General features: G+C 70.0%; 20 protein-coding genes, 1 pseudogene and 1 riboswitch. Of the genes and pseudogenes, 11 read left to right on the forward strand and 10 right to left on the reverse strand.

Going from position 1 to position 26,834, the window contains the following annotated elements:
• Window positions 1-2: 2 nt before the first annotated feature.
• From ABZ928_RS30295 to ABZ928_RS30320, 6 genes are all read right to left on the reverse strand, one after another.
• Window positions 3-686 carry a response regulator gene (locus ABZ928_RS30295; protein ID WP_361525747.1) on the reverse strand — a complete coding sequence of 228 codons (684 nt, stop codon included), beginning with the start codon at window positions 684-686 and terminating at the stop codon, window positions 3-5.
• Window positions 687-770: 84 nt separating this feature from the next.
• Window positions 771-1,439 carry a potassium-transporting ATPase subunit C gene (locus tag ABZ928_RS30300; RefSeq protein ID WP_361525749.1) on the reverse strand — a complete coding sequence of 223 codons (669 nt, stop codon included), beginning with the start codon at window positions 1,437-1,439 and terminating at the stop codon, window positions 771-773.
• Window positions 1,440-1,444: 5 nt separating this feature from the next.
• Window positions 1,445-3,571, reverse strand: a complete 2,127-nt coding sequence (kdpB, locus tag ABZ928_RS30305; protein ID WP_361525752.1) for a potassium-transporting ATPase subunit KdpB — start codon at window positions 3,569-3,571, stop codon at window positions 1,445-1,447.
• A complete protein-coding gene (kdpA, locus tag ABZ928_RS30310) occupies window positions 3,568-5,232 on the reverse strand; it encodes a potassium-transporting ATPase subunit KdpA (RefSeq protein ID WP_361525755.1) in 1,665 nt (554 codons plus the stop codon). The genes kdpB and kdpA overlap by 4 nt, the downstream gene beginning before the upstream one ends.
• Window positions 5,233-5,240: 8 nt before the next feature.
• The gene (gene kdpF, locus ABZ928_RS30315) at window positions 5,241-5,330 is read right to left on the reverse strand and encodes a K(+)-transporting ATPase subunit F (RefSeq protein WP_016434100.1); all 90 of its coding nucleotides are present in this window, start codon (window positions 5,328-5,330) and stop codon (window positions 5,241-5,243) included.
• Window positions 5,331-5,550: 220 nt separating this feature from the next.
• A complete protein-coding gene (locus ABZ928_RS30320) occupies window positions 5,551-7,392 on the reverse strand; it encodes an APC family permease (RefSeq protein ID WP_361525758.1) in 1,842 nt (613 codons plus the stop codon).
• Between the two features lie 247 nt (window positions 7,393-7,639).
• Here ABZ928_RS30320 and ABZ928_RS30325 point away from each other — a divergent pair, with 247 nt between their 5' ends.
• Window positions 7,640-8,164, forward strand: coding sequence for a hypothetical protein (locus ABZ928_RS30325; RefSeq protein ID WP_361525761.1), 525 nt, complete (start codon window positions 7,640-7,642; stop codon window positions 8,162-8,164).
• 4 nt (window positions 8,165-8,168) lie between these two features.
• Here ABZ928_RS30325 and ABZ928_RS30330 read toward each other — a convergent pair whose 3' ends face one another.
• On the reverse strand, window positions 8,169-10,643 hold the full coding sequence (locus tag ABZ928_RS30330; protein WP_361525764.1) for an ATP-binding protein: 2,475 nt from the start codon (window positions 10,641-10,643) through the stop codon (window positions 8,169-8,171).
• A gap of 188 nt (window positions 10,644-10,831) precedes the next feature.
• Between ABZ928_RS30330 and ABZ928_RS30335 the strand changes: the two genes are divergently transcribed.
• Complete coding sequence (locus tag ABZ928_RS30335) at window positions 10,832-12,406, forward strand: Na+/H+ antiporter (RefSeq protein ID WP_361525766.1); 1,575 nt, start codon at window positions 10,832-10,834, stop codon at window positions 12,404-12,406.
• Window positions 12,407-12,414: 8 nt separating this feature from the next.
• Here ABZ928_RS30335 and ABZ928_RS30340 read toward each other — a convergent pair whose 3' ends face one another.
• On the reverse strand, window positions 12,415-13,827 hold the full coding sequence (locus ABZ928_RS30340; RefSeq protein WP_361525768.1) for a hypothetical protein: 1,413 nt from the start codon (window positions 13,825-13,827) through the stop codon (window positions 12,415-12,417).
• A gap of 469 nt (window positions 13,828-14,296) precedes the next feature.
• On the opposite strand from ABZ928_RS30340, the pseudogene ABZ928_RS30345 reads away from it, so the two are divergent.
• The 8 genes and pseudogenes from ABZ928_RS30345 to ABZ928_RS30380 form a co-directional block, all read left to right on the forward strand.
• Window positions 14,297-14,492 (forward strand): annotated as a pseudogene (locus ABZ928_RS30345) (SDR family NAD(P)-dependent oxidoreductase); the annotation flags it as partial.
• 298 nt (window positions 14,493-14,790) lie between these two features.
• Entirely contained in the window at window positions 14,791-16,746 is a 1,956-nt protein-coding gene (locus ABZ928_RS30350) for an amino acid transporter (protein ID WP_361525770.1), read from the forward strand.
• Window positions 16,747-16,984: 238 nt separating this feature from the next.
• Window positions 16,985-17,503 (forward strand): hypothetical protein, encoded by a 519-nt coding sequence (locus ABZ928_RS30355; protein WP_361525773.1) that lies wholly within the window; start codon window positions 16,985-16,987, stop codon window positions 17,501-17,503.
• A gap of 43 nt (window positions 17,504-17,546) precedes the next feature.
• Entirely contained in the window at window positions 17,547-17,942 is a 396-nt protein-coding gene (locus ABZ928_RS30360) for a helix-turn-helix transcriptional regulator (protein WP_361525776.1), read from the forward strand.
• A gap of 259 nt (window positions 17,943-18,201) precedes the next feature.
• The gene (gene modA / locus ABZ928_RS30365; protein ID WP_361525779.1) at window positions 18,202-19,035 is read left to right on the forward strand and encodes a molybdate ABC transporter substrate-binding protein; all 834 of its coding nucleotides are present in this window, start codon (window positions 18,202-18,204) and stop codon (window positions 19,033-19,035) included.
• The gene (locus ABZ928_RS30370) at window positions 19,032-19,907 is read left to right on the forward strand and encodes an ABC transporter permease (protein WP_361525782.1); all 876 of its coding nucleotides are present in this window, start codon (window positions 19,032-19,034) and stop codon (window positions 19,905-19,907) included. Before modA ends, ABZ928_RS30370 begins: the two co-directional genes overlap by 4 nt.
• A 175-nt stretch (window positions 19,908-20,082) precedes the next feature.
• Window positions 20,083-21,153 carry an ABC transporter ATP-binding protein gene (locus ABZ928_RS30375; RefSeq protein ID WP_361525785.1) on the forward strand — a complete coding sequence of 357 codons (1,071 nt, stop codon included), beginning with the start codon at window positions 20,083-20,085 and terminating at the stop codon, window positions 21,151-21,153.
• Between the two features lie 26 nt (window positions 21,154-21,179).
• Window positions 21,180-21,596 carry a TOBE domain-containing protein gene (locus ABZ928_RS30380; RefSeq protein WP_361525788.1) on the forward strand — a complete coding sequence of 139 codons (417 nt, stop codon included), beginning with the start codon at window positions 21,180-21,182 and terminating at the stop codon, window positions 21,594-21,596.
• 76 nt (window positions 21,597-21,672) lie between these two features.
• Here the strand turns inward: ABZ928_RS30380 and gcvP are convergent, their stop codons facing one another.
• A complete protein-coding gene (gcvP, locus tag ABZ928_RS30385) occupies window positions 21,673-24,558 on the reverse strand; it encodes an aminomethyl-transferring glycine dehydrogenase (RefSeq protein WP_361525790.1) in 2,886 nt (961 codons plus the stop codon).
• A gap of 176 nt (window positions 24,559-24,734) precedes the next feature.
• Window positions 24,735-24,831: riboswitch (glycine riboswitch) on the reverse strand.
• A gap of 141 nt (window positions 24,832-24,972) precedes the next feature.
• On the opposite strand from gcvP, the gene ABZ928_RS30390 reads away from it, so the two are divergent.
• Complete coding sequence (locus ABZ928_RS30390) at window positions 24,973-25,350, forward strand: PRC-barrel domain-containing protein (protein ID WP_361525792.1); 378 nt, start codon at window positions 24,973-24,975, stop codon at window positions 25,348-25,350.
• 72 nt (window positions 25,351-25,422) lie between these two features.
• Here the strand turns inward: ABZ928_RS30390 and ABZ928_RS30395 are convergent, their stop codons facing one another.
• Window positions 25,423-26,808 (reverse strand): DNA polymerase IV, encoded by a 1,386-nt coding sequence (locus ABZ928_RS30395; RefSeq protein WP_361525794.1) that lies wholly within the window; start codon window positions 26,806-26,808, stop codon window positions 25,423-25,425.
• Window positions 26,809-26,834: the final 26 nt, after the last annotated feature.

Raw genomic sequence — 26,834 nt, forward strand, 5'->3', positions numbered from 1 at the left:
GTTCACCCTTCGAAGCGGTAACCCATGCCGGGTTCGGTGATCAGATAGCGGGGACGGGCGGGATCCGTCTCCAACTTGCGGCGCAGCTGAGCCATGTAGACCCGCAGGTAGTTGGTCTTGTCGCGCCGGGACACCCCCCAGACCTCCTGGAGCAGGAACCGCTGGGTGATGAGCCGGCCCGGGTGGGTGACCAGGATCTCCAGCAGGTGCCATTCGGTCGGCGTGAGCCGTACGTCGTGGGCGCCCCGGACGACCTTCTTGGCACGCAGGTCGATGGTGAAGTCTGCGGTCTCCACGAACATCGTCCCGGCGGCGAGCGGACTCTCCTCGGTACGGCGCACGGCGGCCCGCAGCCGGGCCATCAACTCGTCCATGCTGAACGGCTTGGTGACGTAGTCGTCGGCGCCCGCGTCCAGCGCGGCGACCTTCTCGTCGGAGGCGCGGCGCGCGGACAGCACGAGGATGGGCACCCGGGTCCAGCCGCGCAGCGTCTTGATGACGTCCACACCGTCCATGTCGGGCAGTCCGAGGTCGAGCAGCACCACGTCCGGCTGGCGGGCGGCCACGAGCCGCAGCGCGGTGGCCCCGTCGGGCGCGGAGTCCACTCCGTACCGGCGTGCCTGCATGTTGATCACCAGGGCTCGTACGAGCTGCGGGTCGTCCTCCACCACCAGCACCCGGGTCATGGGTGTACGCCTTTCTCCATGGCTGCGGGAGCCGGCGCCCGGATCTGCCCGGCCGCCGGCTCCCGCTCGGTTCACCTGAAGCCATCAGCTCTTGGCCGCGAGTTCCTTGAGCGCGATGTTGAGTTCGAGGACGTTCACCCGCGGCTCGCCGATGAAACCCAGGGTGCGGCCCTCGGTGTGGTCGTCGACCAGCTTCCGCACCTGTTCGACGGAGAGGCCGTTCTGCTCGGCGATCCGGTGGACCTGGATGTCGGCGTACTCCGGGGAGATGTCCGGGTCCAGGCCGGAGCCCGAGGAGGTGACCGCGTCGGCGGGGACCTCGGAGGCCTTGACCGTGTAGTCGGCGGTGGAGTTGTCCTTGATGACGGCGGCCTTGGCGTCCTTCACCCACTGGATGAGCTCTTCGTTGTCACCGGACCGGTTGGTCGCGCCGGACAGGATGAGCTTGTACTGGGTGTTGACGCTGTTGCTGCCGAGCCCGTTCTGCGGGCGGCCCTGGAACCACTTCAGATCGGGCGACGGGGTCTCCTCGCCCTTCTTCAGCGGCAGGTTGTAGGCCTGTCCGATCAGCGAGGAGCCGACGACCTTGCCGTCCGCCTTGACCTCGGAGCCGTTGGCCTGGTTGTTGAACAGCCCCTGCGCGATGCCGGTGACGACCAGCGGGTAGATGACACCGGTCACCAGGGTCAGCACGAGGAGGGCACGCAGGCCCGCCCCCAGCAACCGGACCGTGTTCGATACGGAGTTGTTCATCGCGATCAGCCGATTCCGGGGATGAGAGAGATGAGCATGTCGATGAGCTTGATGCCGATGAACGGGGCGATCAGACCGCCGAGCCCGTAGACCGTCAGGTTCCGCCGCAGCATCTTGTCCGCGCTGACCGGCCGGTACTGCACGCCCTTCAGGGACAGCGGCACCAGCGCGATGATGATCAGCGCGTTGAAGATGACCGCGGACAGGATCGCGGAGTCCGGCGAGGCCAGGCCCATGATGTTGAGCTTGTCCAGGCCCGGGTAGACGGCCGCGAACAGCGCCGGGATGATCGCGAAGTACTTCGCGACGTCGTTGGCGATGGAGAACGTCGTCAACGCGCCCCGGGTGATCAGCAGTTGCTTGCCGATCTCGACGATCTCGATGAGCTTGGTCGGGTTGGAGTCGAGGTCGACCATGTTGCCGGCTTCCTTGGCCGCGGAAGTACCGGTGTTCATGGCCACGCCGACGTCTGCCTGGGCCAGTGCGGGCGCGTCGTTGGTGCCGTCACCGGTCATCGCGACGAGCTTGCCGCCGGCCTGCTCCCGCTTGATGAGCGCCATCTTGTCCTCGGGAGTCGCCTCCGCGAGGAAGTCGTCGACGCCCGCCTCCTCGGCGATCGCCTTGGCGGTCAGCGGGTTGTCACCCGTGATCATGACGGTCTTGATGCCCATGCGGCGCAGTTCCTCGAACCGCTCGCGCATACCGTCCTTGACGACGTCCTTGAGGTGGATGACACCCAGGATCCGGGCGCCCTCGCTGTCCTCGACGGCGACCAGGAGCGGCGTACCGCCCGCCTCGGAGATGCGGTTGGCGGCAGTGTCCGCGTCCTCGGCGACCGAGCCGCCGCGCTCCTGGACCCAGGCGATGACCGAACCGGCCGCGCCCTTGCGGATCTTGCGCCCGTCCACGTCGACACCGGACATCCGGGTCTGCGCGGTGAACTCGATCCACTCGGCCCCGACGAGCTCACCCTGGTGGCGCTCGCGCAGTCCGTACTTCTCCTTCGCCAGTACGACGACGGAGCGGCCCTCGGGCGTCTCGTCGGCCAGCGACGACAGCTGGGCGGCGTCGGCCACCTCGGCCTCGGTCGTCCCGCGCACCGGCACGAACTCGGACGCCTGGCGGTTGCCGAGGGTGATGGTGCCGGTCTTGTCGAGCAGCAGCGTGGAGACGTCACCGGCGGCCTCGACGGCACGGCCGGACATCGCCAGGACGTTGCGCTGGACGAGACGGTCCATGCCCGCGATGCCGATCGCGGAGAGCAGGGCGCCGATGGTCGTCGGGATGAGGCAGACCAGCAGCGCGACCAGCACGACCATGGTCAGGTGCGTGCCCGCGTAGTCCGCGAGCGGCGGCAGCGTGGCCACCGCGAGCAGGAAGACGATCGTCAGCGACGCGAGCAGGATGTTGAGGGCGATCTCGTTCGGCGTCTTCTGCCGGGCCGCGCCCTCGACCAGGTTGATCATCCGGTCGATGAAGGTCTCGCCGGGCTTCGTCGTGATCTTGATGACGATCCGGTCGGAGAGCACCTTCGTACCGCCGGTGACGGCGCTGCGGTCGCCGCCCGACTCCCGGATGACCGGGGCGGACTCACCGGTGATGGCCGACTCGTCGACGGACGCGACGCCCTCGACGACGTCACCGTCGCCGGGGATGATGTCGCCGGCCTCGCAGACGACCAGATCGCCGATCTTGAGCTCGGTGCCGGGCACCTGCTCCTCGACGCCGTCCTTGAGCAGCCGGCGTGCCACGGTGTCGGTCTTGGCCTTGCGCAGGGTGTCGGCCTGCGCCTTGCCGCGACCCTCGGCGACGGCCTCCGCCAGGTTGGCGAAGATCACGGTCAGCCACAGCCAGGCGCTGATGGTCCAGCCGAACCAGTCGCCCGGGTCCTTGAAGGAGAAGACCGTGGTCAGCACGGACCCGATCCACACCACGAACATCACGGGGGACTTGACCATCACCCGCGGGTCGAGCTTGCGGAAGGCGTCCGGCAGCGACTTGAGCAGCTGCTTGGGGTCGAAGAGGCCCGCTCCGACACGCCCCTCCGCGGGCTTGTGCCCGGTGGGCGCGTCCTGGTGGGGCGCAAGGGTGGAGGTGGACATGGAGTCCTGCTTCTTTACGTCGGTGGTCATGACGCCAGCCCTTCAGCCAGCGGTCCCAGCGCCAGGGCGGGGAAGTAGGTCAGACCGGTGATGATGAGGATCGCGCCCACCAACAGGCCGGTGAACAGCGGCTTCTCGGTGCGCAGGGTGCCTGCCGTGGCCGGGACCGGCTTCTGCTCGGCGAGCGAGCCGGCCAGCGCCAGCACGAACACCATCGGCAGGAAGCGGCCGAACAGCATGCACAGGCCGAGCGTCGAGTTGAACCACTGCGTGTCCGCGTTCAGGCCGGCGAACGCCGAGCCGTTGTTGTTCGAGGCGGACGTGTAGGCGTACAGGATCTCGGAGAAGCCGTGCGCCCCGCTGTTGGTCATGGAGTTGCCCGGGGTGGGCAGGGCCATCGCGGCCGCGGTGAAGATGAGCACCAGCGCCGGGGTGATGAGGATGTAGCAGGCCGCGAGCTTGATCTCGCGGGCACCGATCTTCTTGCCCAGGTACTCGGGCGTACGGCCGACCATCAGACCGGCGATGAACACCGCGATGACCGCCATGATCAGCATGCCGTAGAGGCCGGAGCCGGTACCGCCGGGCGCGATCTCGCCCAGCATCATGCCGAGCATGGTGATGCCGCCGCCGAGGCCGGTGAAGGACGAGTGGAAGGAGTCCACCGCACCGGTCGAGGTGAGCGTCGTCGAGGTCGCGAAGATCGACGAGGCGCCGACGCCGAAGCGCACCTCCTTGCCCTCGTACGCGCCGCCCGCGATGTCGAACGCCGGTCCGTGGTGGGCGAATTCGGTCCACATCATCAGCGCGGTGAAGCCGATCCAGATGGTGGCCATCGTCGCGAGGATCGCGTAACCCTGCTTGACCGAGCCGACCATGACGCCGAAGGTCCGGGTCAGTGCGAACGGGATGACGAGGATCAGGAAGATCTCGAAGAGGTTGGTGAAGGGCGTCGGATTCTCGAACGGGTGCGCGGAGTTGGCGTTGAAGTAACCGCCACCGTTGGTGCCGAGTTCCTTGATGGCCTCCTGCGAGGCGACCGCGCCCCCGTTCCACTGCTGCGAACCCCCCATGAACTGCCCGACCTCGTGAATGCCGGAGAAGTTCTGGATGGCACCGCAGGCGACCAGCACGATCGCGGCGACGAAAGCACCCGGCAGCAGGACGCGGACGACACCCCGCACCATGTCGGACCAGAAGTTGCCGAGTTCACCGGTCCGCGACCGCGCGAACCCCCGCACCAGCGCCACCGCGACGGCGATCCCGACGGCCGCGGAGACGAAGTTCTGGACGGCCAGACCAGCGGTTTGCACGACGTGGCCCATGGCCTGCTCGCCGTAGTACGACTGCCAGTTGGTGTTGGTCACGAAGGACACGGCGGTGTTGAACGCCTGGTCCGGGTCGATCGAGGAGAAGCCGAGCGATCCGGGCAGGACGCCCTGGAGCCGCTGGAGCAGGTACAGGAAGAGGACGCCGACCGCGGAGAAGGCGAGGACGCCGCGCAGGTACGCGGTCCAGCGCATCTCGGCGTCGGGGTTGGCGCCGATGCCCTTGTAGATCCACTTCTCGACACGCCAGTGCTTGTCGGAGGAGTAGACCTTGGCCATGTAGTTGCCGAGGGGGATGTAGGCGAGAGCGAGCGCGCCGATCAGGGCGAGCAGCTGGAGAACGCCTGCGAGTACGGGACCCATGTCTGCTCTCAGAACCTCTCCGGGAAGATCAGGGCGAGGACGAGATAGCCCAGCAGGGCGACGGCCACGACGAGGCCGACGATGTTCTCGGCGGTCACAGCTTCGTCACCCCCCTGGCGACGAGTGCCACCAGCGCGAAGGCCGCGACCGTGATGACGACGAAGGCCAGATCGGCCATCGTGAACTCCTGGAGTGAGGTTCGTTGAACAGGGACGGTTCGAGGAAACAGCCTGCGTGGCCGAATTCGAGCGCCGTTGACGGGTCCCTTACGGGGCGCTGCACGCCTTTGACGGGACTCTTACGCCGGTCTTCGCCAGGTCAGGACAAGCGGAACCGCAGCCGGCAGATCACCGCGTCGGTCTCCCGCCGTACGGCATGCGCGACGACAGCGCCCCGCTGGTTCTGGAGCAGCCGCTGCCACAGCCGCTCCGGCTCCGTCTCCGGGATCAGCACGGTGACCCGGGTGGCCGGCTCGGACGCCATGACCTCACGGACGTAGGCGGCGATGGGGCGGCCCAGACTCCGCCGCTCGCTGGTCAGCCGTACCAGGGGCACCCCGGGGTCCCACTCGGCCCAGGCCCGCTCCAGGGCGTGCAGGGCGACCCGGTCCTCGGGGTCGGGACAGCAGACGGAGACGGCACGGACCTCGTCGCCGAGGGAGGCGGCGGCGGTGAGGGCCTCCGAGGTGAGCCGGGACAGCGACGACACGGGGACGATCACGACGGACCGGTCGCGGTGCGGATGCTCGGGGATCCGGCCGAGGCCGAGCCGCTCACCGATGCGCGCGTAGGCGCGGTGCACGGTCTCGAAGGCGGCCACCAGCAGCGGCAGGGCGATGACGATCAGCCAGGCGCCCTCCTCGAACTTGGTCGCGGTGACGACGACGGCGGACACACCGGTGAGCACGGCACCGAAGCCGTTCAGGAGGGCCTTGCCCCGCCACCCGGGCCCGCGCTCCAGCCGCCAGTGCCGGACCATCCCCACCTGGGCGATGGTGAAGCCGACGAAGACACCGATGGCGAACAGCGGCACGAGGGTGTTGGTGTCGCCGCCGGAGAAGACCAGCAGCGCGGCCGAGACGACGGCCAGGGCGAGCACTCCGTGCCGGTGGACCTGGCGGTCGGCCTTGAGCATGAAGACATGCGGCAGGTAGTTGTCGCGGGCCAGCAGCTTCAGCAGGACGGGCAGCCCGCCGAAGGACGTGTTGGCGGACAGGGCGAGCAGGATCATCGTCGCGAACTGGATGACGTAGAACGCCCAGTTGTGGCCGAGCGAGGCGTCCGCGAGCTGGGCGAGGACGGTGACTCCCTCGACCGGCTGGAGATGGAAGCGGGATATCAGCACCGACAGGCCGATCAGCATCACGCCGAGCACGGCACCGAGGGCGACCTCCGCGCGCTGGGCGCGTCGGACGCGCGGGACGCGGAAGGAGGGGACGGCGTTGGCGATGGCCTCGACGCCGGTGAGGGCGGAACAGCCTGAGGCGAAGGCTTTCAGCAGGAGCAGGGCGCCCACCGTGGTGGCGTTGTCGGCGAGGACGGAGGCGTGTCCGGCCGCGGCCTCGGTACTCACCGGCCCGGACCGGAACAGGCCGACGACGATCAGCACGAGGATCGACCCCACGAACACGACCGTCGGCACGATGAACGCCTTCGCCGACTCCACGATGCCCCGCAGATTCACCGCCGTGATCAGCACCAGCACGACCAGGCACAGGACCAGCCGGTCGGCGTAGAGCCCCGGAAAGGCGGAGGTCAGCGCGGCGACACCGGCGGTGACGGCGACCGCGACATTGAGGACGTAGTCCAGGACGAGCGACCCGGCCGCGACCAGACTCGTACGTGCTCCCAGATGCGTCTTCGCCACGGCGTACGACCCGCCGCCGTCCGGGAAGGCCGCGATCACCTGCCGGTACGACGCCACGAGCACCCCCAGCAGGGCGGCGATGGCCAGCGTCACCGGCAGCGTGAAGCCGAGCCCGTGCGCCCCCGCGGCGGCCAGCACCAGGACGATCGCCTCGGGGCCGTAGGCCACCGACGCCATGGCGTCCAGGGACAGGGCGGCGAGGCCGGTGACGGCGGTGAGCCGATGCCGCTCGCCGGTATCCGGCGGTTCCTCCTCGGCGGGGGTCGCCCCGGGCTCGGTGGTCAGGACGGACATGGGTGCGGGCTCCTTCGGACGGAACGAACGGTTGTGCCCAGGTTCTGTCCGTATCCGGCCGGTGCCGCCGGTTCCTTGCGCGTTCTTCGCGCCCGAAGGGCAGACCTTGACGTCACTTTGTCGTGTGGACTCGTGCGAACTCGTGGACTCCTGTGGTCGCGGGGTCCGCGTCAAGAAGAGCCGCGTTCCCGTCAGAGTCCCGTCAAGGTCCGCTGTTCCGGCGTGCGCGGTCCCTACCGTCGTCCGGATGGAACACCGCAACGCGACGGCGAACGAGACGGCGTACGACCGCCGTTGGACACGCGATCTGCTCGACTCGATCCGCTGCGCGGCCGTCATCCTCGGCCTGCTCTTCCTCGTCGACTGGGCCGCCGGCACGCTCACCCTGTGGCGGAGCCTGCTGTGGGCCGCGCTGGCCGCCCTGCTCTTCGTGGTGCTGTGCCCCTCCCGTGTCTCGGCCGGCGAGGGCTGGCTCGCCTCCCGTCGGCTCCTCCGCCCGCGCCGCGTCCGTACCGACCTGCTGGTCTCGGTCCGCTGCCGTGACGGCATCGCCCAACGCCTGGTGCTCAGGGACGCGTTCGGAGCCCGCGTCGAACTCGACCCCCAGGTCCTCGTCAACAACCCCGACCTGTGGCACCGCCTGGCGGAAGACGCCCGCAAGTCCCAGACCAACGGCACGATGACCTGCGGGGCGACGGCTCTGCTCCGCATGTCGGAACGCATCGAACGCGAGACGGCGGCGACGGTGTTCAAGGTCTCAGGGCTGGACTGAGAGCTCAGGGCTGGATCAGGGGCTCCTCTTCCGCGAGCGGCAGCGCCACGACCATGGTCAGCCCGCCCCCGGGTGTGTCCTCCGGTGTCACCGTCCCGCTCATCGCCTCGGTGAGCCCCCGCGCGAGCGCGAGCCCGAGGCCGAGCCCCGTCGTGTTGTCGGTGTCGCCGAGCCGCTGGAACGGCTCGAAGAGGCGGTCCCGGCCGGCCGGCGGGAGGCCGGGGCCGCGGTCCACGACACGGAGTTCGGCCCGGCCCGCGAGCGCGCTGGCCGTCACCAGCACCTTGGTCCCGGGCGGGCTGTGCCGGTCGGCGTTGGCGACCAGGTTGGCGATGACACGCTCCAGGAGCGGCGGATCGACCAGCACAGCGGGCAGCGACTCGACGTCCCCGACCTCCACGTCCCCTATGTCCACGAGCGCAGCCGGAAGGACCTCCTCCAGGGTGGTGGGCCTGAGGTTCAACTTCAGTACCCCCGCCTCCAGGCGGCTGAGGTCGAGGAGGTTCTCCACGAGACGGTTCAGCCTGGCCATGGACTCGTCGGCGGTGGCGAGGAGTTCGTCGCGGTCCTCGGCGGAGAACTCGACGTCCCGGCTGCGCAGCGATGTGACCGCCGCCCATCCGGCCGCGAGCGGGGTGCGCAGATCGTGCCCGACCGCCCGCAGCAGCGCCGTACGCATCCGGTCGGCGGCCTTCACCGGCTCGACCTCCGCCGCCGCCTCGGCAAGCCGGGCGCGCTCCACGGCGGATCCCACGTGCGCGGCGAACGCGGCGAGTACACGCCGCTCGGAGGAGGACAACGTCCGCCCCCGCAGCACGAGATGGGCTCCGGACCCGGCGGGGACGACGGTGGCGCCCCCGCTGTCCGAGGGGGGCTGGTCCAGCAGCTCGGCCGTCTCCATGCCGAAGGTCTCCCGGGTGCGTTCCAGCAGCTCCGGGATGGTCTGCCCGCCGCGCACGATGCTGCCCGCGAGGGAGGACATGGTCTCCGCCTCGGCGGTGGCCCGCGCCGACCGCCGCGACAGCCGCAGCGACCGGTCCACGACCCCCGCCACGGTCGCGGCGACCACGGCGAAGACCCCGAGGGCCAGCAGCGCGTTCGGGTCGCTCAGCGTGAACTCCCCGATGGGCGGGATGAACCAGTAGTTGAGCAGCAGGGACGCCGTCACCGAGGCGACCACCGCCGAGACGACCCCGCCGATGCAGGCCACCCCGACCACGGTGAGCAGGAACAGCAGCGCCTCACTGGTGAGGTTGACCGACCCGCGCACCTGCGCCAGCACGGCGGTGAGCAGCAGCGGCAGCACCAGTCCGGCGACCGGCCCGGCGATCAGACGGGAGGTCGAGAGCGTACGGCGTCTCGACGGCAGCAAAGTGCCCCGCCCCGCCCGCTCGTGCGTGACCCGGTGGACGTCGATGTCCCCGGACAGCACGGTCACGGTCTCCCCGGTGCCGGGCCCGGTCAGGAACCGCTCCAGACGCCCGCGCCGGCTGGTCCCGAGCACGAGCTGCGTGGCGTTCTCGGCGCGCGCGAACTCCACCAGCGTATGCGCGATGTCGTCGCCGACGACCGAGTGATAGCTGCCGCCGAGATCCTCGACGAGTCGACGCTGCCGGGCCAGCGAGGCATGGGAGACCCCCGCGGCCAGCCCGTCGCTCCGCGCCACGTGCACGGCGAGCAGATCACCGCCCGCGGACCGGTCGGCGATCCGTGAGGCCCGCCGGATGAGTGTGTCCCCCTCCGGCCCGCCGGTCAGCGCGACGACGACCCGTTCCCGGGTCTCCCACACCTTCCCGATGGCGTGCTCGTGCCGGTAGGTGGTGAGCGCCTCGTCGACCCGGTCGGCCGTCCACAGCAGCGCCAGCTGCCGCAGGGCGGTCAGATTGCCGGGGCGGAAGTAGTTGGCGAGGGCGGCGTCGATCTTCTCGGGCGCGTAGATGTTGCCGTGCGCCATCCGGCGGCGCAGCCCCTCGGGCGGGATGTCGACGAGCTCGACCTGCTGAGCCCGTCGTACGACCTCGTCGGGCACCGTCTCGTGCTGCGGCACCCCGGTGATCTTCTCGACCACGTCCTTGAGGGACGCCAGATGCTGCACGTTGACGGCGGTGACGACATCGACACCGGCGGCCAGCAGCTCCTCGACGTCCTGCCACCGCTTGGGATTGCGGCCGCCGCCGGGCACGTTGCTGTGCGCGAACTCGTCGACGATCGCGACCCTCGGTCTGCGCGCGAGCACGGCGTCGAGGTCCATCTCCTCGAACTCCCCGCCCCGGTAGGCACACCGGGCCCGCGGCACGACCTCAAGCCCGTCGAGCATCGCCTCGGTCCGGCGTCGCCCGTGACACTCGGCGAACGCCACCACCACATCGGCCCCGCGGTCGGCCCTGCGCCGCCCCTCATCGAGCATGCGGTACGTCTTGCCCACCCCTGGGGCCGCCCCGAGGTAGACCTTCAGCCGTCCGCGCGGTACGTCGTTCATCAGGTGCCAGCGAACCGCTCCCCGGCCGCGCGGGGGCGCGTCTTGACGCATCCCTGGCGCCCTTGATGTGGACGTTGACACTGTCTTGACAAGGCGGGCCCGGGATAGGGTGAAGGCGGTGTGCCGGGAAGTCTGGTCGGCCGGGGAGCCACGGTGGCTCCCTTCGTGGTCCCAGGGGGACGGTCGGCATGCGCGGCGTAGGTACGGTTCTCGCTCTCGTGGTTCTCGCCACGCTGGTGGCGACGTTCGCGCGCCGCTGGCGCATCCCCGCCCCTTCCCTGCTCGTGGTCGCCGGCCTGGCCGTGGCCCTGCTGCCGGGCACCCCGCAGATCGACATCAGCCCCGAGATCATCGGCCTGGTCGTCCTGCCTCCCCTCTTGTACGCCAGCGCCGAGGAACTGTCCTGGCGCGAGCTGAAGATGGTGTGGAAACCGGTCGGAGTGCTGTCGGTGGGCCTGGTGCTGGCCTCGGCGGCGGCGGTCGGCGCGGTCGCGTCCGCGCTGACTCCGCTCTCCTGGCAGATGGCCTTCGTGCTGGGCGCGGTCCTGGCGAGCACCGACCCGGTCGCGGTCACCGCACTGGGCCGCCGCCTCGCACTGCCACCCAAGGTCCAAGTCCTCGTCCAGGCGGAGAGCCTGTTCAACGACGCGACCTCACTCGTCCTGTTCCGGGTCGCGGTGAGCGTCGCGGTGGCGTCGGCGGCGGCCGACTGGGGCGCGGCGGGCGGTGAGTTCGCGGTGCTCGCGGGCGGCGGCACGGTGATCGGGGCGGCCCTCGCGGCGGTGGTCGCACTGATCCGCCGCCGCACCGAGGACCCGGTCCTGGAGACCGTGATCGCCCTGGTCACGCCGTACGCCGCGTACGTCCTCGCGGAGGCCGCCCACACGTCCGGCGTCACCTCGGTGGTCGTGGCGGGCGTCGTGCTCGGCGGCCGAGGCGATCGCCTGACCAACGCCCGCATCCGCCTCCAACTGCACGCCGTCTACGGCACGGTGGTGTTCCTCCTGGAAAGCGTGGTGTTCTCGCTGATCGGCCTGGCCCTGCCCGCGCAGGTACGGGCCCTGTCCGACGCCGACCGGGAGTGGCCCCTGTACGCGCTGGCGGTGGCGGCCACCCTGATCGCCGTACGGCTGCTGTGGCTGGTGCCGCTGTCGGCGGTGGTGCAGCGCAAGGGCGGGATCACCCGGATGAACTGGCGGGTGCCGGTGGTGCTGACATGGGCGGGCACCCGAGGTGTCGTACCACTGGCGGCGGCACTCTCCATCCCGGTGGCGTCGGAGGCGGGCGCGAACCTGTCGGAACGCCCGCTCGTGCTCGTCCTCACGACATCGGTCGTGGTCGTCACGCTCGTGGTGCAGGGTTTCACCCTCGCCCCGGTGGTCCGCCGTTCCGGCATCGCCCTGGAGCCCGACCACACCGAGCGCGAGGAGGCGAGCGCCCGGTGCAGCCTGGCAGGAGCGGGCCTGAAGCGCCTGGAGGAACTCGCCGAACTGGAGGCCGTACCGGACGTCGTCATCGACCGCCTCCGCCGCGGCCTCAACGCCCGCCTGGACGACGCCCGGGACCGCCTCGCCGAGTCCCACGGCACCGGGGCCGCGCCGGAGTCCGCCGACCTCGTCTACCGGCAACTTCGCCGCGATCTCATAGCCGTTGAGGCGACAGAACTCCAACGCCTCTACGACGACCACCTCATCGGCGACACCACCCGCCGCCGCCTCCAACGCTCCCTCGACCTGGAGGAGGCCCGCCTGTCCGACGCCTAGGTCGCGTCCTAGCGGAACTCGGCGAGCCTGGGCCGGAGCCCGGCGACGGTGAGCAGCAGCGCGGCGAGCAACAGCCCACCCACCCAGGGCAACAGCCCGCTCACCGTCGAACGCCCGTCCCGCACCGAGGCGTTGAAGTGATCCCGGTTGATCTGAGTGACATCATCCAACGCCGTCATCCACGCCCCGAAGTGCGCATTGGACTTCCCCGGCTCCCAACTGATGCAGAACGCCACGGCCTCACGCTCCTTGCCCTGCTGGACAAGCGCCCGGATCGTCCGGTCGTCCCGCTGATAATCGGCATACGCCTCGACGGTCCGCTCCGCCGCGCTCCACTCCCCGTCGAAGGTGATGTTGTCGAGCTCACGCCGGAACTCACCGGTGAACCCCAGCTGTTGGTGATCGCTCTCGTACGCCCGCCAGGTGTCGTCGAGCCGAGCGTCGTAGGTCGACAGCGAGGCACCCTGAATCCCGTACAACTCCTGCGACTTGGCGAGGAACGACCGCGCGTAGGTGTCCCGCCGCCCCGGGTCCAGCAGATACCGGCTCTCATCGGCGTTGGCGTCGTACGCGATGGCACGGGCGCGGGAGAGGGCGACGACGGAGTCGAAGGCGTCACGCCGGGCGCCCCGCAGCTGTTCGGCGGAGGCGGACAGCATCGACGTACCGAGAAGGACGGCGATCAGGGCACAGACGGTGGCCGCGAGGACACCGGGATTGAGGATGCGCCGGAAGCGCCGGGCCAGGTACCACTGCAAGGCGCCCAGCACCAGAAGCAACAGCAGACCCAGCCCGACGACGACGTCGAGCTGCACGGAGAGAATGTCCCGGGCGGCGGAGTACCGACGGTCGAAGGCGGCGTCATTGGAGGCGACCAACTGCCGTGCCTCGGGCAGAAGTTGACGTTGCAGGAGGTCGGTGGCGCTGCGATAGTCGGCCACGGCGGCCGTCTTCCCGCCCTTGTGCCCGTCGTTCTCCAGCGCGCGCCCGATGAGCTCCTGATACTCGGCGAACCCGTCGGTGAGAGCCTCCACCGTCTTCTCGTCACCACGGTTTCCCTGCGCGGCGACGGCAAGGGTACGCAGCGCGTGCCCGATGTCCCGGCGCGCGTCCCCGTAGAAACCGACGGCCTTCGCGTACGGCGTCGGCAGCCGCCCCGCGCCCGCGTCGCCGCTGGAGAGCAGGATGTTGGCGGCCTGGGCGTCCATGTCGTTGAGCGCGAGGTTGAGACGGGCGGCGCTGGTGGTGCGGGGCGCGTCACGGTCGGCGACGGTGTGCCAGGTGCCCATCGCGGCGAAGCCGGCGACGATCAGCAGGGCCGCCAGCGCGATGGACAGCAGGGCCGTGGCCGCGCGCAGGAGGCGCAGCCGGTCGGGCACGGCGGCCCAGTGACGGCGGCGCAGAGCGGCCCGCGCGGCCACGGCCCGTCGCCGCGGTCCCGGTCCGCGACCCCCTCGCGGTCGCGGGCCGGGACCGCCCCCGGGTGGGCCGGCCGCCGGCAGCCGTGGCTGCTCGGTCCCTTCCGTCTCAGGTCTCCGCGATGTTCCGGTCGCCGTGATGGTCACGGTCTCCCCCTTGTCACACCACAGACGGTCACCCGTCCCCGTGCCGCTCAGTCTGCGACCGGATCCGGCCACGCACGGGGGACGTTGACGCGGTCCTGACGCCCCTTCAGTGGGGTTTGACGGCACCTTGACGCGACCCGCAGGGACCGGAAAGTCCCGCGCTGAGCAGGGTTGTTCGGTACGGCGCGGCGACTAGGTTCCCCTGCCTGCCGCAGAAGGCGTCCGCGGCCGGTGACGCCCCGTCAAGACCCCGTAAGGCACTCCAGAACGGCGTCAGAGTGCGCCGCGCTGCCCGGAGATGTCCCCACACGCCCAGCACCCCACCATGTCCGACTCAGCGCTTTCCCGCCTCTCCGACCGCACCGTCCTGACCACCGGCGCCACCTCAGGTATCGGCCGGGAGACCGCACGGCAGCTCACCGAGCGCGGCACCACCGTGCTGATGCACGGCCCGTACCGCCGACCGCGTGGTCGCCACAGCAGGCGTCGACGCCGACCGGTCGTGCGCATTCGCGGCCGACCCCCGAGGCACCGCGGTATCGGTCCGCCCGGGCGGCTGCCGGCAGCCGACCCATGACGCTGGGTATCCGTGGGTAACCGAAAAGCACCCCGTACCCCATACGGCCTACTCCACCGCGGGCTGGCTTGGTACCCCCTTTCCTGATGCCTGACCGACGTCTGACAGGCCAGTCTTAACGCAAGCTTGACGCTCCCGACCCCCTCATCCATGGGCCCTGACGTAACTCTCCGCTTACGCTGATCCCGCCGTCCGTGTGATGGCCGGAACCGCACGCTGAGCCGCACACCAGGAGCCCCCCGATGGCCACGACCGAACAAGCGCCGCCCAGTCGCCTGCGCGCCTGGATGCTGGAGGGCCTGTCCGACATGGGCAAGGGCCACGGTCAGCCGGCTCAGGAGCAGGAGTCCAAGCCGGAGCACGAGGGCCAGCCCTGGTGGCGGGTCATGTGCCTGACCGGCGTCGACTACTTCTCGACCCTCGGCTACCAGCCCGGCATCGCGGCCCTCGCGGCGGGCTTGCTGTCGCCCATCGCGACCATCGTGCTCGTGATCGTGACGCTGGCGGGCGCGCTGCCCGTCTACCGCCGGGTGGCCGAGGAGAGCCCGCACGGCCAGGGCTCGATCGCGATGCTGGAGCGCCTGCTCACCTTCTGGAAGGGCAAGCTCTTCGTCCTGACCCTGCTGGGCTTCGCCGCCACCGACTTCCTGATCACCATCACCCTGTCGGCCGCGGACGCCTCGACCCACCTGGTCGAGAACCCGCACCTGAACAGCACCCTGCACGACAAGCAGATGCTGATCACCCTGGTCCTGGTGGCCCTGCTCGGCGCGGTGTTCCTCAAGGGCTTCCTGGAGGCGATCGGCGTCGCGGTGGCCCTGGTGGGCATCTACCTCGCGCTGAACGTCGTGGTCGTCGTCGTCGGCATGTGGCACGTCATCACGGCCGGGCACGTGGTCACCGACTGGTCCAGCGCCCTGACCGCCGAGCACGGCAACGTCTTCGTGATGATCGGCGTGGCCCTGATCGTCTTCCCGAAGCTCGCCCTGGGCCTCTCCGGCTTCGAGACCGGCGTCGCCGTCATGCCGCACGTCAAGGGCGACCCCGGCGAGACGGAGCAGAACCCGGCCGGCCGGATCCGCGACACGAAGAAGCTGCTCACCACCGCCGCCGTGATCATGAGCTGCTTCCTGATCGCCACCAGCTTCATCACCACCCTCCTGATCCCGGAGAAGGAGTTCGAGTCGGGCGGCGAGGCCAACGGCCGCGCGCTCGCCTACCTCTCCCACGAGTACCTGGGCGGCGCCTTCGGCACGGTCTACGACGTCTCGACGATCGCCATCCTGTGGTTCGCCGGCGCGTCGGCGATGGCCGGCCTGCTCAACCTGATGCCGCGCTACCTCCCCCGCTACGGCATGGCCCCGCACTGGGCCAGGGCCGTCCGCCCGATGGTCATCGTCTTCACCCTGGTCGCCTTCCTGGTCACCTGGATCTTCGACGCCGACGTCGACGCCCAGGGCGGCGCATACGCCACCGGCGTGCTGGTCCTGATCAGCTCGGCCGCGATCGCGGTGCCCATCGCGGCCCGCAAGGCCGGCCAGCGCAACTGGACCATCGCGTTCGCGGTGATCTCGGTGGTCTTCCTCTACACGACCGTCGTCAACGTCATCGAGCGCCCCGACGGCGTGAAGATCGGCGCCTGCTTCATCGCGGGCATCGTCCTCGTCTCCCTGCTCTCCCGCCTGGCCCGCGCCTTCGAGCTCCGCGTGACCAGCGTGACGCTCGACGACATGGCGGAACGATTCATCCGCGACATGGCCAGCCGCAAGATCCGCTTCATCGCCAACGAGCCCGACCAGCGCGACAAGGCCGAGTACCGCGACAAGATCGAGCAGATCCGCGCCGACAACGACATGCCGGAGCAGGAGGACTTCGTATTCGTGGAGGTGACGGTCCTCGACCCCTCCGAATTCGAGGCCGGCCTCACGGTCCGCGGCGAGGTCCTCCACAACCGCTACCGCGTCCTGACCCTGGAGTCCTCCTCCATCCCCAACGCCCTGGCAGCCCTCCTCCTCCACGTCCGCGACACCACGGGCTGCACCCCCCACATCTACTTCGAATGGACCGAGGGCAACCCCTTCGCCAACTTCCTCCGCTTCTTCCTCTTCGGCCAGGGCGAGGTGGCCCCGGTAACCCGAGAGGTCCTACGAGAAGCAGAACCGGACAGGGCTCGCCGCCCGCGGGTCCACACGGGCTGAGGCATACGGTCACCGCCGGGTCGGACGCACCGAACCCGGCAGCCGCCGACGGCGGAGACCCCCGCGGGGGTCTCCTGCACTCGACAACGAAAGCGGCGCGGGTGGTGCGCATGGCCCGGGTGCGTTGTGGGCATCCGCACCCGCCCCCCGTCAGGATCCCGTCAAAGCAAGCCCACCCGCCGTCAGAGCCCCATCAACGCGACCACCCAACGCCCACCCCCCGCCCTACGCTCACCCCATGCGACCGAGCGCCCCCAACCCCCCAGCCGGCGACCGCCACTGGCACAGCAGCGCCCGCCTCGCCACAACCTGCGCCCTCACCTTCGCCACCCTCACCCTCACGATCGACTGGGACGCAGGCACCCTCACCACCCCCCGCACCTTCCTCTGGCTCACCCTCTCCACCGCGGTCTTCGCCGTCCTCCTCCCCCCACGCGTCACCGCGGGCAAGGGCTGGCTGACCAGCCAAACCCTCACAGCCACCCACAGAGTCCGAACCGACGCCCTCGTATCCATACGCCAGTACGGCGACGTTGCCTCCCGCCTGATCCTCCGCGACGCCATGGGCAACCGCCTGGAACTGGACCCCCGCACCCTCCTCGCCAACCCCCTCCTCTGGCACGAGCTGGACACCGGCGCCCGCCACTCCCTGGAACAGGGCACCCTGCACGAAGGCAAGGACGTCCTCCGCCGCCTGACCCACGAGATCGACGACGAGGCGGCACTGGCGGTACTCAGGACGTCGGGGCTCTCCTGACACCCCCCGATCTGCCCGTCCCACGCCCCCTATCGTGATCCCCATGCAGTCCTACACGATCGGCCAGGCGGCCCGACTCCTGGGCGTCAGCCCCGACACCGCACGCCGTTGGGCAGACGCGGGCCGAATGGCGACCCACCGCGACGAGGGCGGCCGCCGACTCATCGACGGCCGGGACCTGGCCGCGTTCTCGGTCGAGCTGGCCAAGAGCGACGCCGCTGACGAGGAACCGTCGTACACCTCGGTCCGCAACGCCTTCCCCGGCATCGTCACCGCCATCAAGCTCGGTGACGTAGCCGCCCAGGTGGAGATCCAGGCCGGCCCACACCGTCTGGTCTCCCTGCTGACCAGGGAGGCCGTAGAGGAGCTGGGCCTGGAGGTCGGCGTCGAGGCCACGGCAAGGGTCAAGTCGACAAACGTACATATCGACCGCACCTGAGCCCTAAGACGCCCGCTAGACCACCCCCGCCACCCACGACCACGACCACGACCCCAGCCAGCCAGCCAGCGCCCCCTCTCCCACCCACCCCGTACAAACGCACATGCACACCCCACCCCCGGATCGCACCGGATCATGCGATGCAACAGGAGACTTACGCCTTGCATATGCGGCAGTATCATCGCCGCACGGTCTTCGAGAGGCCGCCGCACGGGCCCACGCGGCCCGAGCCCGAAGAACCTGAAGGAGTAAGCCCGTGATGACCCGTTCCGCGCACCGGACCCGCCGCACCCGCAGGACCCTGCAGCTGGCCGGTGCGGGAGCCGCCGCCCTGCTGGCCCTGACCGCCTGCTCCTCCTCCGACTCGGACTCCGACTCGGCGGGCTCGGACAGCTCGGCCTCGGCCTCGACGAAGCTGTCCGGCACGGTCAACGTCTTCGCCGCCGCCTCCCTGAAGGAGAGCTTCACGGCCCTGGGCAAGGAGTTCGAGAAGGCGCACCCCGGCACGAAGGTCACCTTCAACTTCGGCGGCAGCGACACCCTGGCCGCGAGCATCACGGGCGGTGCCGGCGCCGATGTGTTCGCCGCGGCCAGCCCCAAGACGATGAAGATCGTCACGGACGCGGGCGACGCCACCGGCACACCCGCCACCTTCGTCCGCAACCAGCTGGAGATCGCCACCCTCCCGGGCAACCCGGACAAGATCGCCTCCCTCAAGGACCTCACCGGCTCCGACCTCAAAGTCGTCCTGTGCGACAAGGAGGTCCCCTGCGGCGCCGCCGCGCAGAAGGCCCTGGACGCCAGCAGCCTGAAGCTCACCCCGGTCTCCTACGAGCAGGACGTCAAGAGCGCCCTGACGAAGGTCGAGCTCAAGGAGGCCGACGCCGCGGTCGTCTACAAGACCGATGTGAAGGCCGCCGGCGACAAGGTGGAGGGCGTGGAGTTCCCGGAATCCTCCGAGGCGATCAACGACTACCCGATCGCCCTGCTGAAGGACGCCCCCAACGCCACCGCGGCGAAGGCGTTCATCGAGCTGGTCCAGTCCGCCGAAGGCCAGAAGGTCCTCTCCGAGGCGGGCTTCCTCAAGCCGTGACGCCCCTGGACAAGACCGGCGCCGCGGACACCCTGGAGGGGGGCGCTCCGCGGCGCCGCCGCACCCGACAAGGTGTACGGGGCGCACGGGGCGTACGAGGCGCACCACTCCCCCTCCTCCTCCCCGCCCTGGCGGGCCTGGCGTTCCTGCTCCTCCCCCTGGTCGCCCTTCTCGTACGAGCCCCATGGCGCACCCTCCCGGACCAGCTGACCAGCGCCGAGGTCTGGCAGGCCCTGCGCCTCTCCCTGGTCTGCGCCACCGCCGCGACCGCCCTCAGCCTCCTGATCGGCGTCCCCCTGGCCTGGCTCCTGGCCCGCACGGACTTCCCCGGCCGCGGCCTGGTCCGTGCCCTGGTCACCCTTCCCCTGGTCCTGCCCCCCGTGGTGGGCGGCGTGGCCCTCCTGATGGCCCTGGGCCGCAACGGCGTCGTAGGCCGCTGGCTGGACGCCTGGTTCGGCATCACCCTCCCCTTCACCACGGCAGGAGTGATCGTCGCGGAAACCTTCGTGGCGATGCCGTTCCTGGTCATCAGCGTCGAGGGCACCTTGCGAGCGGCCAACCCGCGCTACGAGGAAGCGGCCACCACCCTGGGCGCCTCCCGCTTCACGGCGTTCCGCCGCGTGACCCTCCCCCTGATCGCCCCCGGCATCGCGGCGGGCGCGGTCCTCGCCTGGGCCCGGGCCCTCGGCGAGTTCGGCGCCACGATCACCTTCGCCGGCAACTTCCCCGGCCGCACCCAGACCATGCCCCTGGCCGTCTACCTGGCCCTCCAGAGCGACCCGGCGGCGGCGATCGCCCTCAGCCTGGTCCTGCTGGCGGTGTCGATCGCGGTATTGGCAGGCTTGCGGGACCGCTGGATGACGGCGTCATGACGACGAGGCTGGACGACGACAGATGAAGAAGAGAACCGCGCCCGCCGCGATGCCCAGGGCGATCACGCAAGCCGCAGCCGCCGACGGCGCCAGGCCCCCGCAGGGGCCACCCGCACCCAACAACGAAAGTGGTACGGGTGGTGCGGGTGGGAAACCAAATCCGGCCGAAGGCCGGATGCCCACAACGCACCCGCACCCGCACCCAACAGAAGGCCTCCACGCCCACCTCGTCGTAGACCACCCCACGTTCCACCTGGACATCACCCTCACCGCACCCCCCGGCGAGGTAGTCGCCCTCCTCGGCCCCAACGGCGCAGGCAAAACCACCGCCCTACGAGCCCTCGCCGGCCTCACCCCCCTCACCGACGGCCACCTCCACCTCGACGGCACAGAACTGAACCGCATCCCCCCCGAATCCCGCCCTGTAGGCGTCGTCTTCCAGGACTACCTCCTCTTCCCCCACCTCACGGCGCTGGACAACGTGGCCTTCGGCCCCCGCTGCCAAGGCGCCACCAAAGCGGAATCCCGCCGCCAGGCATCCGAGTGGCTGGCCCGCATGAACCTCACCGACCACGCCACAGCCAAACCCCGCAGACTCTCCGGCGGCCAGGCCCAACGCGTCGCACTGGCCCGCGCCCTGGCCACCCACCCCCGCCTGCTCCTCCTCGACGAACCCCTCGCGGCCCTGGACGCCCGCACCCGCCTGGAGGTCCGCTCCCAACTCCGCCGCCACCTGGCCGAGTTCGAGGCGGTCGCCGTCCTCGTCACCCACGACCCCCTGGACGCGATGGTCCTGGCCGACCGCCTGGTCGTCATCGAGCACGGCAGGATCGTCCAGGAAGGCACCCCCTCCGACATCGCCCGCCACCCCCGCACGGACTACATCGCCCAACTCGTAGGCCTGAACCTCTACAAGGGAGAGGCACAGAACCACACGGTCCACCTCAAGACCGGCCCGGCGATCGCCACCACCGAGGACCTCACAGGAGAGGCGTTCGTCGCCTTCCCGCCCTCCGCGGTGACCCTCTACCGCGACCGCCCCACCGGCTCCAGCGCCCGCAACCTCTGGCGCTGCGAGGTGGCCGGCCTGGAGACCCACGGCGACCAGATCCGCGCCGACCTGACCGGCGAACTCCCCCTCGCCGCCGACCTCACCACGGTCGCCGCGGCCGAGCTGGACCTCCACCCGGGCGCCGAGGTCTGGGCGACGGTGAAGGCGACGCAGACCCACGCATACCCGGCATAAACCCTGCCCGGCCCTAAGTTGATGCCATGACTCTCAGCATCCGCAACCAGCTCCCCGGCACCGTCACCGACGTCAGCCCCGGCGAAGTGATGGCCACGGTCAAGGTCCGTCTCTCGGGCGGCCGGACCCTCACCGCCGCGATCACCAAGGAAGCGGCGGAAGACCTCGCCCTGGCGGCGGGCACCACCGTACGCGCCCTCGTGAAGTCGACGGAGATCTCCCTCGCCACGGGCGAGGTCGGCACCCTCTCGATCCGCAACCAGCTCCCCGGCACGGTCACCGCCGTCACCACCGGCCCCGCCATGGCAGCCGTGAAGGTGGCGGTCGACGGCATCGAACTGACCGCCGCGATCACCAAGGACGCCGCCGCGGACCTGGCCCTGGCGGCCGGCACCCCGGTAGTGGCCCTGATCAAGTCGACCGAGGTCTCCCTGGCGACCTGATGACACGAGAAGGGCCCCGCCGAAGCGGGGCCCTTCTCACAGCCCTTCTCACCATCCGCGTCTCAGACGACCACCGTCAGTCCTGGTAGGCGTCCAACGGCGGGCACGAGCACACCAGATTCCGGTCCCCGAAGGCCTGGTCGATCCGCCGCACCGGCGGCCAGTACTTGTCCGCGACCGACACGCCACCCGGGAACACGGCCTCCCCACGCGAGTACGCGTGCCCCCACTCCCCGCCGAGCGCCCCAGCCGTATGCGGCGCGTTCCGCAGCGGGTTGTCGTCGGCGGGCCACTCCCCCGCCCCGACCTTCTCGATCTCCGCGCGAATGGCGATCATCGCCTCGCAGAACCGGTCGATCTCGATGATGTCCTCGGACTCGGTCGGCTCGATCATCAGCGTCCCGGCCACCGGGAACGACATCGTGGGCGCGTGGAACCCGTAGTCGATGAGCCGCTTGGCCACATCATCGACACTCACCCCGGTCGCCTTCGTCAACGGCCGCAGATCGATGATGCACTCGTGCGCGACCAGCCCACCGGGCCCGGTGTAGAGCACGGGGTAGTGCGGCTCGAGCCGCTTGGCGATGTAGTTGGCGGAGAGCACGGCCACCTGAGTGGCCCTCTTCAGCCCCTCCCCACCCATGAGCCGCACATACGCCCAGGAGATCGGCAGAATGCCCGCCGACCCCCAGGGCGCGGCGGAAATCGGCCCGACGCCCGTCTCCGGCCCGGCCGCGGGCTGCAACGGGTGGTTCGGCAGATAGGGCGCCAGATGCGCCCGCACACCCACGGGCCCGACCCCGGGACCGCCACCGCCATGCGGAATGCAGAAGGTCTTGTGCAGATTCAGATGCGAGACGTCACCACCGAAGTGCCCCGGCTTGGCAAGCCCCACAAGGGCGTTGAGGTTGGCCCCGTCGACGTACACCTGCCCACCGGCCTCATGCACCTGCGCACAGATGTCGGCGACATGCTCCTCGAACACACCGTGCGTCGACGGATACGTGATCATCAGCACCGCCAGCTCGTCCCGGTGCTGCTCGATCTTCGCCCGCAGATCCTCGACGTCGATCTCGCCGTCCTCGGCGGTCTTCACGACGACGACCTTCATCCCGGCCATCACGGCACTGGCCGCGTTGGTCCCGTGCGCGGACGACGGAATCAGACACACGGTCCGCTGCTCGTCCCCATTGGCCCGGTGATACCCGCGTACGGCGAGCAGCCCCGCAAGCTCCCCCTGCGACCCGGCGTTGGGCTGAAGGCTGACCTTGTCGTACCCGGTGACCTCGGCGAGCCGCTCCTCCAGCTCCCGGATCAGCGTCAGATACCCCTGCGCCTGCTCGGCGGGCGCGAACGGGTGCAGCTGCCCGAACTCCGGCCAGGTGACCGGCTCCATCTCGGTGGTCGCGTTGAGCTTCATGGTGCAGGAGCCCAGCGGGATCATGCCGCGGTCGAGCGCGTAGTCCCGGTCGGCCAGCCGGCGCAGATAGCGCAGCATCGCCGTCTCGGACCGGTGCTGCCGGAAGACCGGGTGCGTCAGGAACTCGTCGTCCCGCAGCAACGCCTCCGGAAGGGCGTCCTCGGTCCCGCCATCGAGCGCCTCGACGTCCCCCTCGACCCCGAACGCCGCCCATACGGCGACCAACTGGTCCCGCGTGGTCGTCTCGTCGCAGGAGAGGGATACGAGGTCGGCGTCGACGAGCCGCAGATTGACCCCGTTCTCACGCGCGGCGACCACCACGTCCCCGGCCCTGCCCGGCACCCGCACGGTCACCGTGTCGAAGTATCCGCCGTGCACGACCTCGACCCCACCAGCGGTGAGACCGGCGGCGAGGATGCTCGCGTACCGGTGGGTCCGCCGGGCGATGTCCTTGAGCCCCTCGGGCCCGTGGTAGACGGCGTACATCCCGGCCATCACGGCGAGCAGCACCTGCGCGGTACAGATGTTGCTGGTCGCCTTCTCCCGCCGGATGTGCTGCTCACGGGTCTGGAGGGCGAGCCGGTACGCCTTGTTCCCGTCCGCGTCCACGGACACACCGACGAGCCGTCCGGGCAGGCTCCGCGCGAACTTCTCGCGCACCGCCATGTATCCGGCGTGCGGCCCGCCGAAGCCCATCGGTACACCGAACCGCTGCGTGGTCCCGACCGCGATGTCCGCCCCGAGCTCCCCGGGGGACTTCAGCAAGGTCAGCGCCAGCAGATCGGCGGCGACGGTGACAAGCGCCCCCAGCTCATGCGCCTGGTCGATGATCGGCTTGATGTCCCGTACGGCGCCGGAGGCCCCGGGGTACTGCACGAGCACACCGTTGATTTCCCGTCCGGCGACCTCGGCCGGAATGCCGGCGCTGAGGTCGGCGACCACGACCTCTACTCCGGTCGGCTCGGCACGGGTCTCGATCACGGCGATGGTCTGCGGCAGCGCGTCCGCGTCGACGAGGAAGAGCCCCTTCTTGTTCTTCCCCATCCGCAGGGAGAGCGCCATGGCCTCGGCAGCGGCGGTCCCCTCGTCCAGGAGCGAGGCACCGGAGGTGGGCAGCCCGGTCAGGTCGGCAACCATGGTCTGGAAGTTGAGCAGGGCTTCGAGCCGCCCCTGCGAGATCTCGGGCTGGTACGGCGTGTAGGCGGTGTACCAGGCCGGGTTCTCCATGACGTTGCGCAGGATGACGGGCGGCGTGAAGGTCCCGTAGTACCCGAGCCCGATCATGGAACCGAGGACCTGGTTGCGATCGGCGAGCGAGCGAAGCTCGGCGAGCACCTCGGCCTCGGTACGAGCACCCGGCAGATCCAGGGCGTCGGCGTTCTTGATCACATCCGGCACCGCGGCGGCGGTGAGCTCGTCCAGCGAGCCGTACCCGACCTGAGCCAGCATCTTGGCCCGAGCCTCATGGTCGGGACCGATGTGACGCTGTTCGAAGGGAATGCCCTTCTCGAGCTCGGAGAGCGGAATGCGGTGGGCGGTCATTGCGGAGGCCTCCTGGTCTGACGCGACCTTCGAGGGGCACCACGGCACGGGTACCCGGACGGCCTCCCCCTCTGTCATCTCAACCTGAGAGCTTCACCGGACGCCCCGAGGGTGCCCGGCTTTCACCGTCGGTGAGAGCGGAAGCCGTCGACACCCGCCCTGCTTTCCAGAGTGACCTCGTCCGTGCGGTACGTGAGCCTGAGAGATTCCGGGGAGGATTTGCTCCTTCGGCGCCTCCGGATGGTGTCCGGAGGACTCTCCCGCACGGGGTCAGCAGCCACCGCCAGCCTACCAGCGAGGTCAACGCGGCCACCTCGAGAGGCCCTCGTGGGATCCTCGAGTGGCCACCTCCCCCAATCTGCTCTTTTGTAGTGCTTACGGATGAGTTGCGAGTCGCGACCAAGTGGAGGGCCCGTGCAGACCGACATCGATCCCCGCAATCTGATCGGCCGCAAGGCGTTCGACCGCAACGGCACCAAGATCGGCACGATCGACGAGATCTACCTCGACGACGCGACCGGCGTGCCGGAGTGGGCCGCCATACGCACCGGCCTGTTCAGCAGAGACGCCTTCGTCCCCCTGGAACCGAGCGAACTGATCGAGGGCACCCTGCGCATCCCCTTCGACCGGGCCTTGATCAAGGACGCCCCCGACTTCGGCGTAGGCCGCCACTTGTCCCCCGACCAGGAACTCCAGCTCTACCACCACTACGGCCTGGACGTGGCCCCACCACCCCCGTTCCCGGACCGGGACTTCGGCAAGCTGGCAGGCACGGAGGACGCGGAACCTTAGACGCTCCCGGGGCCGCAGCCGCCAACGGCGCTCAACCCCCACAAGGGCCACCCGCACCCAACAACGAAACCGTCACGGGTGGTGCGGGTGGGAACCCAAGTCCGGCCGAAGGCCGGACACCCCACACCCCACCCGCACAAGAGGCAAAGGCTCAGCCACCGCCAACAAAGGATCATCCACAGAAAACGTCCGCACTCTCCCCGGCAGGGAATCCGGCGTCTCGAACCGCACAGTCACCCGCCCCAGCCCACTCCCCTGCACCCACCCATGCCCGAACTCGGCATGCTCCACATCGTGCCCCGAAACCCACCGCCGCTCAGCAACCACCACCTCCTCCTCGACAACAGCCTCCTCGTCCCCCTCCTCCCCCAGCTCCACCCGCTCTCCCGCGGCCTGGGCGAACAGATCCTCCTGCGTGTAATCGGCAAGCCCACTCACCCCCACCCCCAGCAACCGCACACCCCCGGTCGTGTCCACGGACTCCAGCAACCGAGCCGCGGCCTCCCGCACCACAGCCGGATCATCAGTGGGCCCCCGCAGAGTCTCTGACCGAGTCAAGGTAGAGAAGTCGTACCGCCGCACCTTCAACACAATGGTCCGCCCCGACAACCCGGCCCCCCGCAGCCTCCGCACACACCGGTCCGCCAGCCGCTGCACCTCGAACCCCACCCGCACCCGGTCATGGATGTCCACGTCATACGTGTCCTCGACCGACACGGACTTGGTCTCCCGCTCAGCCACCACAGGCCGTTCGTCGTACGCCATGGCCATCGCGTACAGCCCGTGCCCGTGCGCCTTCCCCAGCAGCCGTACGAGCTCGTCCTCCCCGGCCTCCACGATCTCCTCGACGGTATGGATCCCGGCCCGCCGCAGATGGTCCCCCGTGGCCGGCCCCACCCCCGGCAGGATCCGCACCGACATCGGCCCGAGCAGCGCCCGCTCGGTCCCCGGCTCGATCAGCACCAGCCCGTCCGGCTTGGCCTGCTCGGACGCGATCTTGGCCAGCATCTTGGACGCGGCGAGCCCCACGGAGCCCGTGAGCCCCGTCACGGCCCGTATGTCGCCCCGCAGCTTCACCCCGGCCAGCCGCGCCGACTCCCCGTCCCAGGCCGCTCCCCCGGCCTCCAGATCCACGAACGCCTCATCCAGGCTGAGCGGCTCCACCAGCGGCGACAGGCCCCGCAGCAGCCCCATCACCTGCTCACTGATGGCCCGGTAGAACCCGAAGCGCGGCACCAGATACGCGGCGTTGGGCGCGAGCCGCCGGGCCTGAGCCATCGGCATCGCGGAATGCACCCCGAAGACCCGAGCCTCGTAGGACGCCGTGGCCACCACCCCGCGGGGCCCCAGCCCGCCCACCACGACGGCCTTCCCCCGCAGACTCGGCTTGGACGCCTGCTCCGCCGAGGCGAAGAAGGCATCCATGTCGAGATGCAGGATGGTGGGCGCGTTTCTCACATGTCCGATGCTGCCCTACGCCACTG

The organism is Streptomyces sp. NPDC046909 (assembly GCF_040644695.1).
Taxonomy (GTDB): Bacteria; Actinomycetota; Actinomycetes; order Streptomycetales; family Streptomycetaceae; genus Streptomyces.